This is a genomic window from Duganella levis (assembly GCF_009857605.1).
GTDB classification, from domain to species: domain Bacteria; phylum Pseudomonadota; class Gammaproteobacteria; order Burkholderiales; family Burkholderiaceae_D; genus Rugamonas; species Rugamonas levis.
This window is the reverse complement of sequence record NZ_WWCT01000022.1, coordinates 43654-59214: the sequence shown is the minus strand read 5'-3', so window position 1 is coordinate 59214 and position 15561 is coordinate 43654. Positions and strand designations below refer to the sequence as shown.

The following is a 15561-nucleotide window of genomic DNA, read 5'->3' as shown; positions in this document are numbered from 1 at the left end:
CCCCCATTTATAGTAGGTGGCTAGACGACGGCTGCCACGACCGTACTGCTTTGTAAACTTGTGATGAATGACGCCAGCGGCATCGGCCGCGCGTACAGGTAGCCTTGCATGCAGGCGCAATCGTGGGCGATCAGGAAATCGGCCTGGGCCTGCGTCTCCACGCCTTCGGCCACCACGCGCAGGCCGAGATGGCCGGCCATCGCCAGGATCGATTGCACCAGCGCCTTGCTGCTGGCGTCTTCCGGCGTATCCATGATGAAGCTGCGGTCGATCTTCAGCTCATACAGCGGCATCTTCTTCAGGTACGCCATGCTGGAATAGCCGGTGCCGAAATCGTCGATCGAAAAGCGCAGGCCCATTTCGGTCAGCCGGTGCATGCGGGCGATGGTGTCTTCCATCTTGTCGATCAACAGGCCTTCGGTCACTTCCAGTACCAGCAGCGCGGCCGGCGCGCCGGTATCGGCCAGCACCCGCTGCACCTGCTCGACGAAATCAACCTGGCGGAATTGGGTCGGGCTGACGTTGACCGACAGCGGCATCGCCAGTCCGGCCGCCTGCAATTCCAGCACGGCGTGGCAGGCCTGGCGCAAGGCCCACGCACCCAGTTCGACGATCAGGCCCGATTCCTCGGCCACCGGGATGAAGACCGAGGGCGGGATCATGCTGCCATCCGTCAGCGGCCAGCGCATCAGCAGTTCGCCGCCGACTGCGTGGCCGTGACGGTCGACCTGCGCCTGCACGTGCATCTGCAATTCGCCGTTGGCCAGCGCGGCGGCCAGGTCGTGCTCCAGCGTCAGGCGGTGTTCGACTTCGGCCTGCATCGCCGTCTCGAAGAAGGCGATGCCGTTGCGGCCATTCGACTTGGCGCGGTACATGGCGGTATCGGCTTCGCGCAGCAGGTCTTGCGCGGTCTGGTTGGGTGAGCCGGGGCGTGGCAGCATGGTCACGCCGATGCTGGCGGTGGAGTTGTAGTTCTGGCCTTCGATGTCGAGATCCTGGCCGATGGCGTTGCGGATTTTCTCCGCCACCGTCTGCGCCGCGTGGGTGGCGCCGGGCAGCTCGTGCGACAGGTGGCCGAGCAGCACCACGAATTCGTCGCCGCCGATGCGCGCCACCGTGTCGGCCTTGCGCATCAATTTGCTAAGGCGCGCGGCGGCGTTGCACAGCAGGGCGTCGCCGATGGCGTGGCCGCGCGCGTCGTTGATGGTCTTGAAGCGATCGAGGTCGATGAACATCACCGCGCTGTAGGTGGCGCCGCGCTCGGAGCTGGCCAGCAGCTTGTCGATGCGGTCCATCAGCAGGCGGCGGTTGGGCAGGCCGGTGAGTACGTCGAAGAAGGCAAGGCGGTGGATGTCGTCCTGCGATTTTTTGCGCTCGGTGATGTCGCGCTCCACCGCCACCCAGTGCGTGTTGACGCCACCTTCGTCGGCAAACGGCACCAGCTCCGTCTCCACCCAGTACGCGGTGCCGGTCTTGGTATAGTTAAGCAGTTCGGCGCGCACGGTTTCGCTGCGCGCCATGGCGCGTTCGATGGTGTCGACCACCGCCGGGTCGGTGTCGGGGCCGCGCAGCAGGCGCAGGTCGCGGCCGATCACTTCGTCGCGGCGGTAGCCGGTGCGGCGTTCAAACGCTTCGTTGACGAAGATGATGTGCTGGTCGTCGTCCTGTCCCACCTGCGCGATCAGCACCATGTCGTTCAGGCGCGCCACGGCGGCGGAGGTCAGGCGCAGTTCGGCGTTGAGGTCGGACAGCTTGTCGAACGAGCGTTCCAGGTGTTGCAGCAGCACCGCGCACGACAGCGTCAGCACCGCCGTCATGAAGCTGAAGTTGAGGGAGATGATGGCGGCGCGCAGGAAGCCATCGTCCGGCAGGCCGGCGAGGTGCAGGTTGGCGTTGTCGTTAAAGCCCAGCACCATGACGATCAGCGCGGTCAGTACCAGCGTGACCAGCGCCGGGCGCAGGCCAAGCAGCAGCGCCGCCAGCACCGGCACCGCCATCAGGTAGATCTGGCTGACCGGCCCCACCTTGAACAGCAGGGCGATGCCGACCACGATGGCGACGCTGAGGAAGTTGACCACGCGCGCCGTGTACGACAGGCGGCGCCAGCGCCAGATGGCGCCGATCCACGCCAGCGCCACGACATCCACGATGGCGATCGACCACATGCCCTCGCTGGCCGCCAGCAATGCGCTGGGGATGGCCGTGAATAATCCGAGCACAAACACCACCAGCAGCAGCTTGGCAAAAATCTGTGCGCGCCAGTGTGCGATGTCGTTTGCCACAGCCACGAAGCGAGTCTCCCGGATGCGTTGCGAGGGTCATGCGTTATGCAACTGATAGTACCCGCATTCGCTACCGGTGTCACCGAGCAACTTACTCAGTCACTTAGTCGCCGGCCTTGACGTTGCCGATACCGGACACCGACTTGTTGACGGTTTTCGGATGGCCGTAGTAGGTCAGTTCGCCGATGCCCTTGGCCACGGCGTTCAGCAGGTCCGTGGCATAAACGCTCACATTGCCGATGCCTTCAAAGCTGACGTCCACGCGGTCGGCCAGCAGTTTGCTGGTATCGACTTCGCCGACGCCGCGCGCGTTCACGCGCAGGTATTTGACCTTGCCGTTGGCGGCCAGCCGGCCGGCTCCCTGGTAGCTGATGTCCAGGCGGTCGGTATTGACCTTGTTGAGCAGCGTTTCGCCGGCGCCTTCCACCTTGACGCGGCTCAGCGCCGGCAGGGTGATGGTGATGCGCGGGTCTTTCAGCGTGCCCTTGTAGACCTTTTCCGGCAGCGTGATTTGCAGTTCATTGTCGATGACCTCGGTCTTCAGGTTGGAGACGAATTTGTCCTCGCCGCTGATCACTACCGACTGCGTCTTGCCCACTTCCACCGTCATGGCAAACGCGCCCTTGGCGTTGATGGCGATGAACGACGGCAGCGCGCGGGTGGATTCCGCCGCCTGCAGATTCGGGGCGCTCAGCGCAAACAGGGCGGGGATCAGGACGGCGGCAGCGGTACGGCGCATGATAATTCCTCGGTAAAGTTGTTTAATTCGACATGGTTGATTTTACTGAACTTGTTTGCCTCTGCCGAAAGTTTTGTGACGAACTGCCGAAAATGGGGGCTGTGTTGTTTGCCGGCGACTATTTCCTCTATAGTTAGGCGGACGCGGCCGTTCGCCGCAGCTTTCAGTGAGGACGATGTGGCTACCCAAACCGGCACCGTGATCCGCGTGGTCAGCGGCAATTTCATGGAAATGTTCGATTTCTTCCTGTTCGGCTTTTACGCCAACGCCATCGCCGCCGCGTTTTTCCCGGCCAGCGACGGCGTGGCGTCGCTGATGCTGACCTTTATGACCTTTGGCGCCGGCTTCCTGATGCGGCCCCTCGGCGCCATCCTGCTGGGCGCCTATGTCGATCGGGTTGGCCGCCGCAAGGGACTGATCGTGACGCTGGCGCTGATGGCCACCGGCACGCTGCTGATCGCCTGCGTGCCGGGCTACGCCAGCATCGGCTACCTGGCGCCGGCGCTGGTGCTGACCGGCCGTCTGCTGCAGGGCTTTTCGGCCGGCGTGGAACTGGGCGGCGTGTCGATCTACCTGTCGGAGATGGCGACGCCCGGCAACAAGGGCTTTTATGTCAGCTGGCAGTCGGCCAGCCAGCAGGTGGCGGTGGTGGTGGCGGCGGCGCTGGGCTTTGCCTTGAACGAGTTGATGGCGCCGGCCGAGATCAGCGCCTGGGGCTGGCGCATTCCGTTCTTCGTCGGCTGCATGATCGTGCCGGTGCTGTTCTTCCTGCGCCGCTCGTTGCAGGAGACGGCGGCCTTCCAGGCCCGCAAGCGCCGGCCGGAGCTGCATGAAATCTTCCGCTCGATGGTCAGCAACTGGGGCCTGGTCCTGTGCGGCATGATGCTGGTGTCGATGACCACCGTGTCGTTCTACCTGATCACCGTCTACACGCCGACTTTCGGCAAGAGCGTGCTGCACCTGAGCAGCACCGACGCGCTGGTGGTGACGGCGCTGATCGGCATCTCCAACTTCATCTGGCTGCCGGTGATGGGGGCGCTGTCGGACCGCATCGGCCGCCGCCCGCTGCTGCTGGGCGTGACCGTGCTGACCATCCTGACCGCCTATCCGGCGCTGCACTGGCTGGTGCAGGCGCCGAGCTTCGGCCGCATGCTGGAAGTGGAGTTGTGGCTGTCCTTCCTGTACGCCAGCTACAACGGTGCGATGGTAGTGGCGCTGGCCGAGATGATGCCGGAGGATGTGCGCACGGTCGGCTTCTCGCTGGCGTACAGCCTGGCGACGGCGCTGTTCGGCGGCTTCACGCCGGCCATCGCCACCGGCTTGATCGCCTACACCGGCGACAAGAGCGCGCCGGGATGGTGGATGACGCTGGCCGCAGTGTGCGGCCTGTTCGCCACACTGGTGCTGTATCGCCGCCAGGAGCGCCGGCTGCTGCATGTCGCCGGCGCATAGCTGACGCTCAGTTCAGCATCAACCGCGCAGGCGCGCCATCAGGCGCTCGATGTCGAGCTCCTGGATCAGCACATTGCCCTGATTGGCCTTGATCAGGCGCGGCGCCAGCGCCATGTCGCCGCTGCTGAATGGCGACTCGGTCATGTCGGCGCTGTCGAACTGCTGCACGGAATGCAGGTCGTCCACCAGCAGGCCGATGACGGTGGCGCCGCTGTGCACCAGCATCACCTGGCTGTTGTCGGTGACCGTGCCGGCCTTGCCGGTGGCCAGCAGCGCCAGGTCGAACACCCAGACGAAGTGCTTCTGGCCGCCGGCCAGCGGCACGTCCAGCATGCCCATGCGGGCCGGGTGGCCGGCGCTGGTGGTGCGCTGCACTTTGGCGAACGGCACCGCCTCCTGGATCTGCGTGGCGCGCAGCGCCATCAGCGTGCGGCCGGCGTAGAAGATGGCGAAGTCGGGACCGGTGTCGCGCAGGCGTTCGATGCGCACGGCGGCGCGCGCCGGCAGCTCGTGGCGCACCGGGCCGAAGGCTTGCAGCAGCACCGCAATCACCGGTTGCTCGATGCCGTCGACGGCGCGGAATTCGCGGTAGCCGGCGCTGCGGGTGCAGGCGGCGATCACGTACTGGCCGTCGTGCTGCATGATGCGCGAGACGCTGGCGCCGTTGCCGGCATCGGCTTGCGCCAACAGGCCCGCATCCAGTTGCAGCACATCGCCCGGCGAACAGGCGGCGTCGGTGCTGGACAGGATCTGGCCCTGCGGCGTGACGAAATAGGCGCGCATATTGGCGCGGCTGGCGACACCGCTATGCAGCATGTTGAGCAGCTCCGGTTTGGCGTCGAACACGATGCCGATGCCGCCCACCACGGTACCGCTTTGTTCCGGATGGCGGATCGCCGCATGGTAGATGTAGGTGGCGTCGCCGCCGTAGAAGGCCGACGGGCCGAAGGTCTCCGGGTAGTGATCCAGCTCGCTGCGCAGCGCCGCCACGCGGCCCAGCGTCTCGCCGCTGATGTACTGGCCGACGATCTCGTCGCCGCCGGTGCTGGCGATGATGCGGCCGCCCCGGTCGTAGACGAACAGGCGCGCATACACGGTGTACAGGCTGTTGATGTAGGCCAGCACGTCGGCGATGGCCTTGGTCTGCGCATCGGACGGTTGCGCCAGGCCGCGCCGCAACTGCGCCGACAAGGCCCACCAGCGGCAATCGTTGGCGCGTTCGTACAGGTTGCGGTCCAGCATATCGACCAAGAGTTGCGAAGTCAGCTCGGCTTCGCTGATGCTGGAGGCCAGCACGGTCTGGTACAAATCCTGGATCGAATGCGAGAACAGAGCGTCGCTGCGCTCGCCGGTTTCGGTGATCTGGTCGAGTACCGTGTTGAGTTTGTTGATACCGCCCGAGTGGCTGCCGTCGGCGTTGACCTGGTCGTTGGCGGCGCTGGTGACCTTGCCGTTCCAGACGATGCGCTCGATGGTGCGGGTGGTACGGGTGACGGAGCTCATCAGCTCATGCAGCGACGGGCTGAACGCCTGCGCGTGCGACAAAAGGCCTTGCATCAGTGATGGCTCGACGTCGGCCAGCGACTGGCCGCCGCTGGTGCGGAACGCCAGGTCGACCGGAATCATCAGCTGCGCCTTCCAGCCGGCCGGGCCGGGGTACCCCTGATAGCCGTCCGAACAGAAGGTGCGCACCAGGTATTCGCGGCCGCCGAACATCAGCAGCTGCGGCTGGCCGTCGGCGTTGGTGGGCACACGCACGCCGGGCGGTATCCACAGCGGATCGGCGCTGCTGATCACATGGTCTTGCGCGTCCAGCAGCAACATGTTGGCGCGCTGCGACGGGTCGCGATAGGCGGCGAAGATGGCGTCCATCTCCTGCTCGAAATTGAAGCACAGGCACAGCACGCCCGCCGGTTCGCCGGTGTCCGGATGCAGCATGCGGTGCGAGTAGACCAGCGCGCGCGATTTGCCGGGACGCAGGTCGGTGGCGCGGAAGGTTTCGACGTAGCCTTTGGCGTCCAGCGACTGTTGCAGCAGCGGGTCGCGGCTGTAGGTCACCGGGGTGGCCGGATCGGCTTGCACCATGACGCGGCCGTCGAGGTCCAGCAGCAGGATTTCATCGTAGACGGTGTACTTGTCGCGGTAGTCGTGCAGACGCTGGCGGGCGGCGTCCTTGTCGTCGACGAGGCCGGCGACGAAGCGGCACAAATCGGCGTCGGTGGCGAGGAAGCCGACATCGGCGGTGCGCTCGAACAGGTTGCGCACCAGGATGTCGATCGCATAGCGCGCCTGGGTGCCGAGTTCGGCCAGCACGTGGCGGACTTTCTCCTGCACCAAATTGGCCACCAGCGCTTGTTCCAGATGCGCGAAACCGGTGCGTGTGGCTACCATGGCCGGCAGTAACAGGCGTGCTTCGGCCGGGCAGTTCATCTTGGCGGACGACTCGATAAGTCGCCACATCTGATTCAGTTCCCGCAGCGAGAGTTCACAGCGGGCTACGTCGGGCATATGGGGTAGGAATATGTCCGCGTCAGCTTTAGGGTAATTGGTCATTACGTAGGCTTGAACACAAAAAAGTATATTCAGAGCAAGTAATGTGCCAAGGCAATAATGACTATTGGTAAAAAGACGCCGATAAAAAACGCCATCCGTGGATGGCGTTGATGGCAGCGGCGATGGCTTATTTGTTGCTCAGGCATTCCTTCATGAAGGCCTTGCGCTCGTCACCTTTCTTGCCGGTGGCGTCGCCATTACATTTTTTCATTTTCTCTTGCTGGGTCAGCTTAGGCGCTTCGGCGGCGGCCGGCTTGGCGCTCAGGCATTCCTTCATGAAGGCTTTGCGTTCATCCCCCTTCTTGCCGGTGGCGTCCGCATTACAGGTTTTCATCTTGTTCTGCTGCGCGGTTGGCTCGGCCGCGAATACAGCGCCGCTCAGGGACAGGATCAGGCTGGCTACAAACAGTTTTTTCATGAGATATCCTTGCAAGGTCGGCGCGGCGAAGTGCTTGCCTGAGAAGGACTATAACTGAAGTGTAAAGGTGTGCACAGTCCCGAGAAAACAATGCAACAATAAGCTTTTGGCTTTTATTATGGAGACTCTCACTATGCGAAAAATCTCGATTTCTTACCTGCTGGCGGTTGGCGTGGCGTTGGCAGCGACCGGCGCGGCGCAGGCGGCCGATTCCACCGCTGACGTGGTGCTGAAACCGACCGCTGGTAGCACCACCGCCGGTTCGGTACGCTTCACGCAGCAGGGCGACCAGTTGCGGATCGACGCCGACATCGCTGGCCTGGCGCCGGGCGTGCACGGCTTTCACCTGCATGAAAAAGGCGATTGCAGCGCGCCGGATGGCACCAGCGCCGGCGGCCACTTCAATCCAGGCAACCATCAGCATGGCGGCCCGCAAAACACGGCCCATCACGGCGGCGACTTCGGCAACATCACCGCCGATGCCAGCGGCAAGGCGTCGCTGCACCTGAGCGTGCCGACCAGCCAGATTTCGCTGGACTCCGGCGCCGCCAACAGCATCGTCGGCCGTGGCCTGATCGTGCATGCCGATCCGGACGATTTCGTCACCCAGCCAACCGGCAACTCCGGCAAGCGTCTGGCGTGCGGCGTGGTGGTGGCTGGCAAATAATTCCCCTGACTGTGTGACCGGACGGATTGAACGTCTGTACCTGAAGCCCGCGCGCGGCCAGCCGCTGCGGGCGTTGGGGCAGGACGAGGCGATGGTGTGCGAGGCGCGTCTGGGCATCCATGGCGATGCGCATGCGAATCGGCTCAGCCCCCGGCAGGTGCTGGTCACGCTGGCCAGCGAGCTGCGGGCGCTGGAGATTGCGCCCGGTGCGCTGGGTGAGAATATCGTGATTTCCAGCGATCAGCCTGCGCTGTTCCGGCCGGGGACGGCGTTGCTGACGTCTTCCGGGGTTGAGATCCGTTTGACGATGTTTTGCGAGGCGTGCCGGCGCATCAGCCATGTGGTGCCCAACCTGCGCCAGTTGCTGCGGCGTCGTGGCGTGCTGGGCGTGATCGAGGCCGGCGGCGCACTGCGCATCGGCGATGCGGTGACGCTGGTCGAAAGCCGTTATCCGGCGCTGCCCGAATCTTCCTATCAAAAATTCCTGGATTTTGTGCCGACCATTCCGCGTGGGCGCGTGGTGCGCTACAGCGATGTGGCGGTCGCCATCGGCGTGGCCGATGGTTTTGTGCGGGTGCTGCCGGGCTACATCAAGCGTAGTCCCGCGTTGCCGGCGCATCGCATCGTCAACGCCCGTGGCGAGCTGTTGAACTTCCTGCCGGAGCAGGCGGCGCGCTTGCAGGCGGAGGGCGTGGTCAACCACGGTGCTGCCGTGGTTGACCTGTCCCGCTACCTGTGGCGCGGTGAAGCCGTTTAGAACTCCTGCACGGTCGGACGCAGCACGATTTCGTTGATGTCGACGTCGGCCGGCTGTTCGATGGCGTAGGCAATCGCGCGCGCTACCGAGTCGGCCGGAATGGCCAGCTTGTAGAACTCTTTGACGAACTGCGAGCTTTGCTCATGCGAGCTGCCGTGCTTCAGTTCCGTGTCGACCGCGCCCGGTTCGATGGTGGTGGTGCGGATCGAGCCGCCCACTTCATGGCGCAGGCCTTCGGAAATCGCGCGCACCGCAAACTTGGTGCCGCTGTACACGGTGCCGCCCGGGCTGAACACTTTCACGCCTGCCACCGAGGCGATGTTGATGAAGTGGCCGCTGTTCTGTTTGCGGAACTGCGGCAGCGCGGCGGCGATCCCGTACAGCACGCCCTTGACGTTGATGTCGATCATGCGGTCCCACTCGTCCACCTTGACTTCGTCCATCGGCGCGATCGACATCAAGCCGGCATTGTTGATCAGCACGTCCACGCGGCCGAACACGCGCACGGCGGTGTCTATCAGCGCCTGCACCTGTTCACGGCTGGTGACGTCAGTGGCGACCACTTCGGCCTTGCCACCTGCGGCGCGGATGTCGGCGGCGATCTGCTCCAGCTTGTCGGTGCGACGCGCACCCAGCACCACGGCAGCGCCGCGTGCGGCCAGATGGCGGGCGGTTGCTTCGCCCAGGCCGCTGCTGGCGCCGGTGATGACAACAACTTTGTTTTCGATGTTGGTGCTCATGTCGTAACTCCTTGTGGTTGGTTGATGAAGCAAGTATAGGAAGCCCGACTATGCAAATAAATGGAAATGATATGATTTGAGAATTCCATTTTCTGGAATTATAAAAATCATGCTCAATCGATTGGAAATGTTGCGCATCTTCGTGGCGGCAGCGGAAGCGCGCAGCTTCAAGGAGGCGGCGGTGCGGTTGCGGATTTCGCCGCAGGCGGTGACGCGCGCGGTGCAGGATCTGGAGGCGGCGCAGGGCGAGTTGCTATTCCACCGGAATACGCGCGGGATCCAGATCACCACTTACGGCGAACTCCTGGCGGCGCAGGCGCGCGACAGCGTGCAGCGGGTCGATGCGCTGTTCCAGCCGCCGGCCGAAGTGGCAACGGCGCAGATGGAAGGACTGGTGCGGCTGACGGCGCCGGTGGCGCTGGGCCGCATGCTGATGCTGCCGGTGCTGAGCGCGCTGGGTCGCGACCATCCGCAGCTGCGCTTCGACGTGCAGTTCAGCGATACCCATGCCGACGTGGTGGACGACCGCATCGATATCGGCGTGCGCTTCGGCTCAATGCGCGACAGCCGCTACGTGGCGCGCAGCGTGGCGCCGCAACCGTTTCGCACGGTGGGTACGCCGGAGTTGATTGCGCGGCACGGCAAGCCGAAGCAGGTGGAGGATCTGCATGCGTTGCCGACCACCTCGCTGCGCGATCACAGCACGGGCAAGGCGTGGCCTTGGTACTTTGCCGGCGGCTTGCATATCTCGCCGGTGAATCCGCGTTTCCTGAGCAGCGATTCGGAAGCGGAGTTTGACGCCATCATGGCTGGTCTTGGATTCGGCCAGCTACCGGGCTTTATGGCCGATCCGCATATCGCCAGCGGCTGGCTGGTGCCGGTGCAGCAAAAGCTGCAATCGGACCCGTGGGATATTTATGTGTATCGGCCGCAGCGCGGGCCGGTACCGGCCCGCATCCGGCTGGTGTTTGACCAGCTGGTGGAGCGGCTCGGTTCATAGACCCGCACCGCCAGGTGGGGTCTGACCCCGTACGGGGTCAGACCCCTAAGTGGTAAGGCTTGCGTATCACTAAAGGCTCGTGGGGTCAGGCGGCTTTCGCGCCTTCGTCCGGGCGGCCACAGTAGCGCTGCACGTAGGCCTGGTGGGTCGGCAGCTGCACCACGGTGCGGTCGATGCGGCTCTTGATGTTGCCGAGGAAGGCTTTCAGTTCCTCGTCGCCCATCAGGTCGGCCGTCGAGTGGTGCGACTTCGGCATGATGCCCTGGCCGATCATCACCTGGATCCACGAGTTTTCCGCGAACAGTTCGTTCGGCACGCGGAACACGCGGCCGGTTTCGCGGAACAGGTCGATGCGGTGCTGCAGCGAGGCCGGAATCTTCATCTCGCGCGCGTCGATCCAGAACTGCGAATCGGTGCGGTTGTTGGCGTGGTAGTGCAGGATGATGAAGTCGCGGATGTGGTTGATCTCGCTGTTGCACTGGTTGTTGTACTCGTCGATGTCGGCCTGCTGGATGCCGTCGGACGGGAACATTTGCATCAGGCGGATCACGCTGCGCTGGATCAGGTGGATGCTGGTCGATTCGATCGGCTCCAGGAAACCGCTCGACAGGCCGATCGCCACCACGTTGCCCTTCCACGTCTGGCGCCGCTGGCACGGCTGGAACTTGATCACGCGCGGCTCGATCAGGGTCTTGCCTTCGACGTTGGCCAGCAGCTGCTTGTGCGCGGTCTCTTCATCCAGATAGCGGCTCGAATAGACGATGCCGTTGCCGACCCGGTGTTGCAGCGGAATGCGCCACTGCCAGCCGGCCTGGTGCGCCATGGAGCGCGTCAGCGGTACGGCGTCGGCAATCGCCGTGGTCTGCACCGCGATGGCGCGGTCGCAGAACAGCCATTGCGACCATTCTTCCACCGGCTCGTCCATCGCCTCGCCGATCAGCAGCGCGCGGAAGCCGGTGCAGTCGATGAAGAAGTCGCCTTCGATTTCCTGGCCGGAGGCCAGCACCACCGAGCGCACGTCGCCGTTGTCGTGCTTGTTGAAGCGGACGATCTTGCCTTCGATGCGCTGCACGCCGCGCGGTTCGCTCAGGCGGCGCAGGAACTTGGCGTAGCGGCTGGCGTCCAGATGGTAGGCGTAGTTCATGCCGTTGTTGGGCAGGTGGGCGAAGCGGTTTTCCTTCGATGCCTTCAGCTCCAGGCAGTAGTCGCCGAAGTCGCCGGCCAGGCCGCGCTGCACGCCCTTGTGCCAGAAGTGCTGGAAGCCGGCGGTCCAGTGGTCGATGCCGGTGGTGCCGAACGAGTGGATGTAGTCTTCCTTGAGATTGCGCCAGCTTTCAAAGCTTATGCCGAGCTTGAAGGTGGCCTGGGTTTCGGCCATGAATTCCTGCTCGTTAATCTCCAGCACGTTGTGGAAGTTGGTCAGCGTCGGGATGGTGGCTTCGCCGACGCCGACGGTGCCGATTTCTTCCGACTCGATCAGTTTGATGTCGAGCTGTTTGCCCAGCACTTTGGCGATGCCGGTGGCGGCCATCCAGCCGGCGGTGCCGCCGCCGCAGATGACCACCCGGCGCACCGGCTGGCGATTGTTTGGATCTCGCATTGTGTCTCCTCTAGCGATTTAATTTTTTAAGCAAATGCCCGCGCAGCGCGCGTGCACCATCGGCTGTCAGTGGCGACAGCACGCCGCGTGCGTGTGCCGGAATATGGGCAGCCGTTTCTGTGTCGGCTTCGAATATGTAATGACGGAAGATTTCCTGCCATGCCTTGCGCTGCTCTAACGGCAGGTCGCGCATGGTGAGGAAGGCCGCCATCAGGGCGTTGGTCGGCGTGTCCATGTACTCGGGCGACTGCCGCCACCAGTAGTTGACCAGCACATTGAACGGCGACAGCGCCTCAATGTGATGCCACCACATGCTGGGGATGAAAATGGCGTCGCCTGCTTCCAGTTCGGCGCTTTGCGCGTGGCGCAGCGCTTCGGCGAATTTCGGATACTTGTCGAAGTCCGGCTGGTGGAAATCGACCAGGCTGATGGCCTGGCCGGCCGGCGTGAAATCGATCGGGCCGACGTACAGGTTGGGTAGCTGCTCCGGCGGGAACAGCGTGAAGCGGCGACGCCCGGCCGCCACCACCGCCACATTGTCCGGCAGGTCGTAATGGGCGGCGATGCGGGTGCGGTTGCCGATCCAGATGCTGGCCAAGGCGTCGCGCTGGCCGAGGTCGAGATCGTTCTGCTGGCGGAAGCCGGGCAGGCAGGTGTCGATGGTGGTCGAGCCGACGTAGATGGTCGGCGCCGGGTCGAGCGCCAGCTTGTTCTCGATTTCCTCCAGCACGCCGGTCAGCTTGGCGTGCACTGGCTGGAAGTTGAAGCCGTCCACGGTGTCGTTGTAGAAGAAGCGGCCACCGGCGTCGGCACCGCCCAGCATGGCGCCGACGGTGGCGTCCTGGTAGTGCTGGCGCAGGTAGTCGAGGCCGGCACGGTCGCCTTCCCGCGCGGCGCGCACCATCGGCCAGCTGGCGGCCAGGCCGCGCAGCACCAGCGGCTGGGTAGAGGTCAGGATCGCGTCAGTGAGATCGGCCGGGCCCAGGCCGGCGATCTCGCGGATGGGTTCAGGCGAGGCTGGCATTCTTGCGGTCGATCAGCATGCGGAAGTTGGACAGCGACGCCAGGATCAGGTAAATCGCCTGCAGGTGGCCGGCCTGGTGCAGCTTGACGATGGCGTCGCCACCCAAGGTTTGCAGACGGTCTTCGTTGATGGTGTAGAAACCGATCAGGCGGTTCTGCGAACCGTCGTCCAGTTCGACATCGAGTGTAAAGCTTTCCAATAATTCGTTATCAAGCAGCGCCTGCAAGAAACCAGGCAGCGCCTGCATGCCTTCGTGGATGGCGAACAGCAGCGAGTTGGCGCGGTCGAGGTAGTCGGTGGTGCCGCCGTGCGGCTTGAATACTTCCTCGCCTTCGCTGCGGCTGACGCGCGGGTGGTCGAGGTCGACATTGACCATTAGTTCGGCGCCGTTGAGGCCGATCAGGAAGGGCTGGCGCTCGACCATCATCGGGATATACGGTGCATCCCAGCGCTCGCCTTGCAGGAACAGGTTTTCACCGTCCTGGAAGCCGAACAGCGCAAGCGGCTCGAAGCCGAGGCCGTCCGTGGTCTTGTGGAAGACGATCGGGTAGCAGGCTTGCACGTCGCGGAATTCCGACGGGAAGGTGGGCACGGCCATCAGCTGGTCGCCATAGGCGGCGCCGCGGCGGGTGATGACGCGCAGATCCTTGTGATCGATATTGTTCAGTAAAACCGGGTTAGGCATAGTGTCTCGTTCTATATTTTTTGCAAGCCGTGAAGCTTGATATGGTTAATCAGCGACCGGTTGTCCGGTAGCCCGTGCAACATTTTTTTCGTTAATGTAGCAGCTTCCTGGAAGTACGCGTCAGATTGTGCGGCCTCGTGCGGTTTCGGCGCGCGGCTGAAGTCGCTGCGGAAGCCCATGCCGTACAGGATGTACTGGTAGCTGGCGGCCGGAAAGACTTCTTCGATGCGGTTGAAGTCGCTGCGCGACGGCGCGCGGTGACGCCACAAGGTCAGCAGCTCCGCCAGGCGTTCCGGCGCGTCGGCGGTGTTGTCGCGCCAGTAGGCGCTGTCGCGGCGCTGGCTCAGCACGTAGTGCAGCTTGAGGAAGTCGATCACCCGTTCCCAGCGGTAGCGGAAGGCTTCGTTGAAGCGCCTGGCGACGATGTCCATCGCCTCGCGGCTGGCCGGCAGGTCGTCACTGACCATGGCAGCCGACATTTCGACGATGGCCAGCGCCGATGCTTCCAGCGGTTCGATGAAGCCGGCCGACAGGCCGATGGCGACGCAGTTGCGATGCCAGAATTTTTCGCGGTAGCCGGGATTGAAGGTCAGTTTGCGCGGCTGCGGAATGTCGTGCGGGCCGCCGGTCTGCACGATGTAGGCGTGCAATTCGGCTTCGGCCTGGTCGTCGCTGATGTAGCCGCTGGCGTAGACGTGGCCGACGCCGCGCCGGGTCGGCAGGCCGATGTCCCAGATCCAGCCGGCGCTCTGCGCGGTGGACGAGGTCTGCGAGGCGATCGGATAGTCGTCGGCCGGGTAGGGGATCTGGACCGCCAGCGCCGAGTCGTTGTACAGCACGTGCTTCTGGCTGATCAGCGGGATGCCGTAGTGCTGGCCCAGCAGCAGCGATTGCATGCCGGTGCAGTCGATGAACAGCTCGCCTTCAACAGCGCCGTGCTTGACCGTTTGCAGCGAGGCGATGTCGCCATTTTCATGCGAATTGACGGCGGTGACGTGGTCCGGCACGTAGTGCACGCCGAGCTTTTCCAGGCAGTGCTTGCGCAGGAACACGCCGAATTTTCCGGCGTCCAGGTGGTAGCCGTAGTTGGCCACCGAGGCGTATTCCGGCGTCACGACCTGTTTCGGCGCGCGGCCCGCCACGCACAGGTGCGGCTGGAAGCTGACCAGGTCCGCGAACGGGATGTGTGGATGCTGCGCCAGCCATTGCTCGGGCAGGTTGACCTCGCCATGGCCTTGCGGCAGCGAGAACGGGTGGAAGTAGGCGTCGTCGTCGCTGCCGGTGCTCCAGCGGTTGAAGCGCGAGCCTTGCTTGAAGGCGGCGTCGCACTCGCGGAAGAAATCGGATTCGGACACGCCGATGCGGCGCAGCGTGTCGCGCATGCTGGGCCAGGTGCCTTCGCCGACGCCGATGGGCGGCACGTCCGGCGATTCGATCAGGGTGATGTGGAGGCCGTCCGGCGCGGTGGCGCGGTGTTCTGCCGCGATCAGGCCGGCCGTGAGCCAGCCGGCTGAACCACCGCCGACGATCACGATGCGTTGCAGCATAGCTTGCCTTGTCAGTGAGTTGCAGGAAGTGTAACTGAAAAGCCGCTGCGGGTTAAGCTGATCCGCAGCGGCTTTTCGTGGTGAAGTTACAACAGTG

At 63.9% G+C, this 15561-nt stretch carries 13 protein-coding genes; 4 read left to right on the top strand and 9 right to left on the bottom strand.

What is annotated here, in order from left to right; genetic code table 11:
- Positions 1 to 20: 20 nt before the first annotated feature.
- Positions 21 to 2288: a putative bifunctional diguanylate cyclase/phosphodiesterase gene (locus tag GTP69_RS23275; protein ID WP_161057102.1), complete on the bottom strand. Its 2268-nt coding sequence runs from the start codon at positions 2286 to 2288 to the stop codon at positions 21 to 23.
- Positions 2289 to 2385: 97 nt separating this feature from the next.
- Positions 2386 to 3021 (bottom strand): GIN domain-containing protein, encoded by a 636-nt coding sequence (locus GTP69_RS23270; RefSeq protein ID WP_161057101.1) that lies wholly within the window; start codon positions 3019 to 3021, stop codon positions 2386 to 2388.
- Between the two features lie 177 nt (positions 3022 to 3198).
- On the opposite strand from GTP69_RS23270, the gene GTP69_RS23265 reads away from it, so the two are divergent.
- Positions 3199 to 4473, top strand: a complete 1275-nt coding sequence (locus tag GTP69_RS23265; protein ID WP_371868078.1) for an MFS transporter — start codon at positions 3199 to 3201, stop codon at positions 4471 to 4473.
- An 18-nt stretch (positions 4474 to 4491) separates the two neighbouring features.
- Here GTP69_RS23265 and GTP69_RS23260 read toward each other — a convergent pair whose 3' ends face one another.
- The gene (locus tag GTP69_RS23260) at positions 4492 to 6933 is read right to left on the bottom strand and encodes a chemotaxis protein CheW (RefSeq protein WP_229261116.1); all 2442 of its coding nucleotides are present in this window, start codon (positions 6931 to 6933) and stop codon (positions 4492 to 4494) included.
- A gap of 220 nt (positions 6934 to 7153) precedes the next feature.
- The gene (locus tag GTP69_RS23255; protein WP_161057100.1) at positions 7154 to 7444 is read right to left on the bottom strand and encodes a PsiF family protein; all 291 of its coding nucleotides are present in this window, start codon (positions 7442 to 7444) and stop codon (positions 7154 to 7156) included.
- Positions 7445 to 7577: 133 nt separating this feature from the next.
- Between GTP69_RS23255 and GTP69_RS23250 the strand changes: the two genes are divergently transcribed.
- Together GTP69_RS23250 and GTP69_RS31755 are read left to right on the top strand one after the other, a co-directional pair.
- Entirely contained in the window at positions 7578 to 8111 is a 534-nt protein-coding gene (locus tag GTP69_RS23250; RefSeq protein ID WP_161057099.1) for a superoxide dismutase family protein, read from the top strand.
- A 13-nt stretch (positions 8112 to 8124) separates the two neighbouring features.
- Positions 8125 to 8868, top strand: a complete 744-nt coding sequence (locus GTP69_RS31755) for an MGMT family protein (RefSeq protein WP_161057098.1) — start codon at positions 8125 to 8127, stop codon at positions 8866 to 8868.
- Here GTP69_RS31755 and GTP69_RS23240 read toward each other — a convergent pair.
- Complete coding sequence (locus tag GTP69_RS23240; RefSeq protein WP_161057097.1) at positions 8865 to 9608, bottom strand: SDR family oxidoreductase; 744 nt, start codon at positions 9606 to 9608, stop codon at positions 8865 to 8867. The two genes, GTP69_RS31755 and GTP69_RS23240, sit on opposite strands and share 4 nt — an antisense overlap.
- Positions 9609 to 9717: 109 nt before the next feature.
- Between GTP69_RS23240 and GTP69_RS23235 the strand changes: the two genes are divergently transcribed.
- Entirely contained in the window at positions 9718 to 10608 is an 891-nt protein-coding gene (locus GTP69_RS23235) for a LysR family transcriptional regulator (protein ID WP_161057096.1), read from the top strand.
- Positions 10609 to 10693: 85 nt separating this feature from the next.
- Here GTP69_RS23235 and GTP69_RS23230 read toward each other — a convergent pair whose 3' ends face one another.
- The 4 genes from GTP69_RS23230 to GTP69_RS23215 are packed head-to-tail and all read right to left on the bottom strand — an operon-like array spanning position 10694 to position 15464.
- Complete coding sequence (locus GTP69_RS23230; RefSeq protein WP_161057095.1) at positions 10694 to 12208, bottom strand: tryptophan halogenase family protein; 1515 nt, start codon at positions 12206 to 12208, stop codon at positions 10694 to 10696.
- Between the two features lie 10 nt (positions 12209 to 12218).
- Positions 12219 to 13232: a cupin-like domain-containing protein gene (locus GTP69_RS23225; RefSeq protein ID WP_161057094.1), complete on the bottom strand. Its 1014-nt coding sequence runs from the start codon at positions 13230 to 13232 to the stop codon at positions 12219 to 12221.
- Positions 13216 to 13917 carry a SapC family protein gene (locus GTP69_RS23220; RefSeq protein ID WP_161057093.1) on the bottom strand — a complete coding sequence of 234 codons (702 nt, stop codon included), beginning with the start codon at positions 13915 to 13917 and terminating at the stop codon, positions 13216 to 13218. Before GTP69_RS23220 ends, GTP69_RS23225 begins: the two co-directional genes overlap by 17 nt.
- Before the next feature lie 11 nt (positions 13918 to 13928).
- Entirely contained in the window at positions 13929 to 15464 is a 1536-nt protein-coding gene (locus GTP69_RS23215; protein WP_161057092.1) for a tryptophan halogenase family protein, read from the bottom strand.
- Between the last annotated feature and the right edge of the window lie 97 nt (positions 15465 to 15561).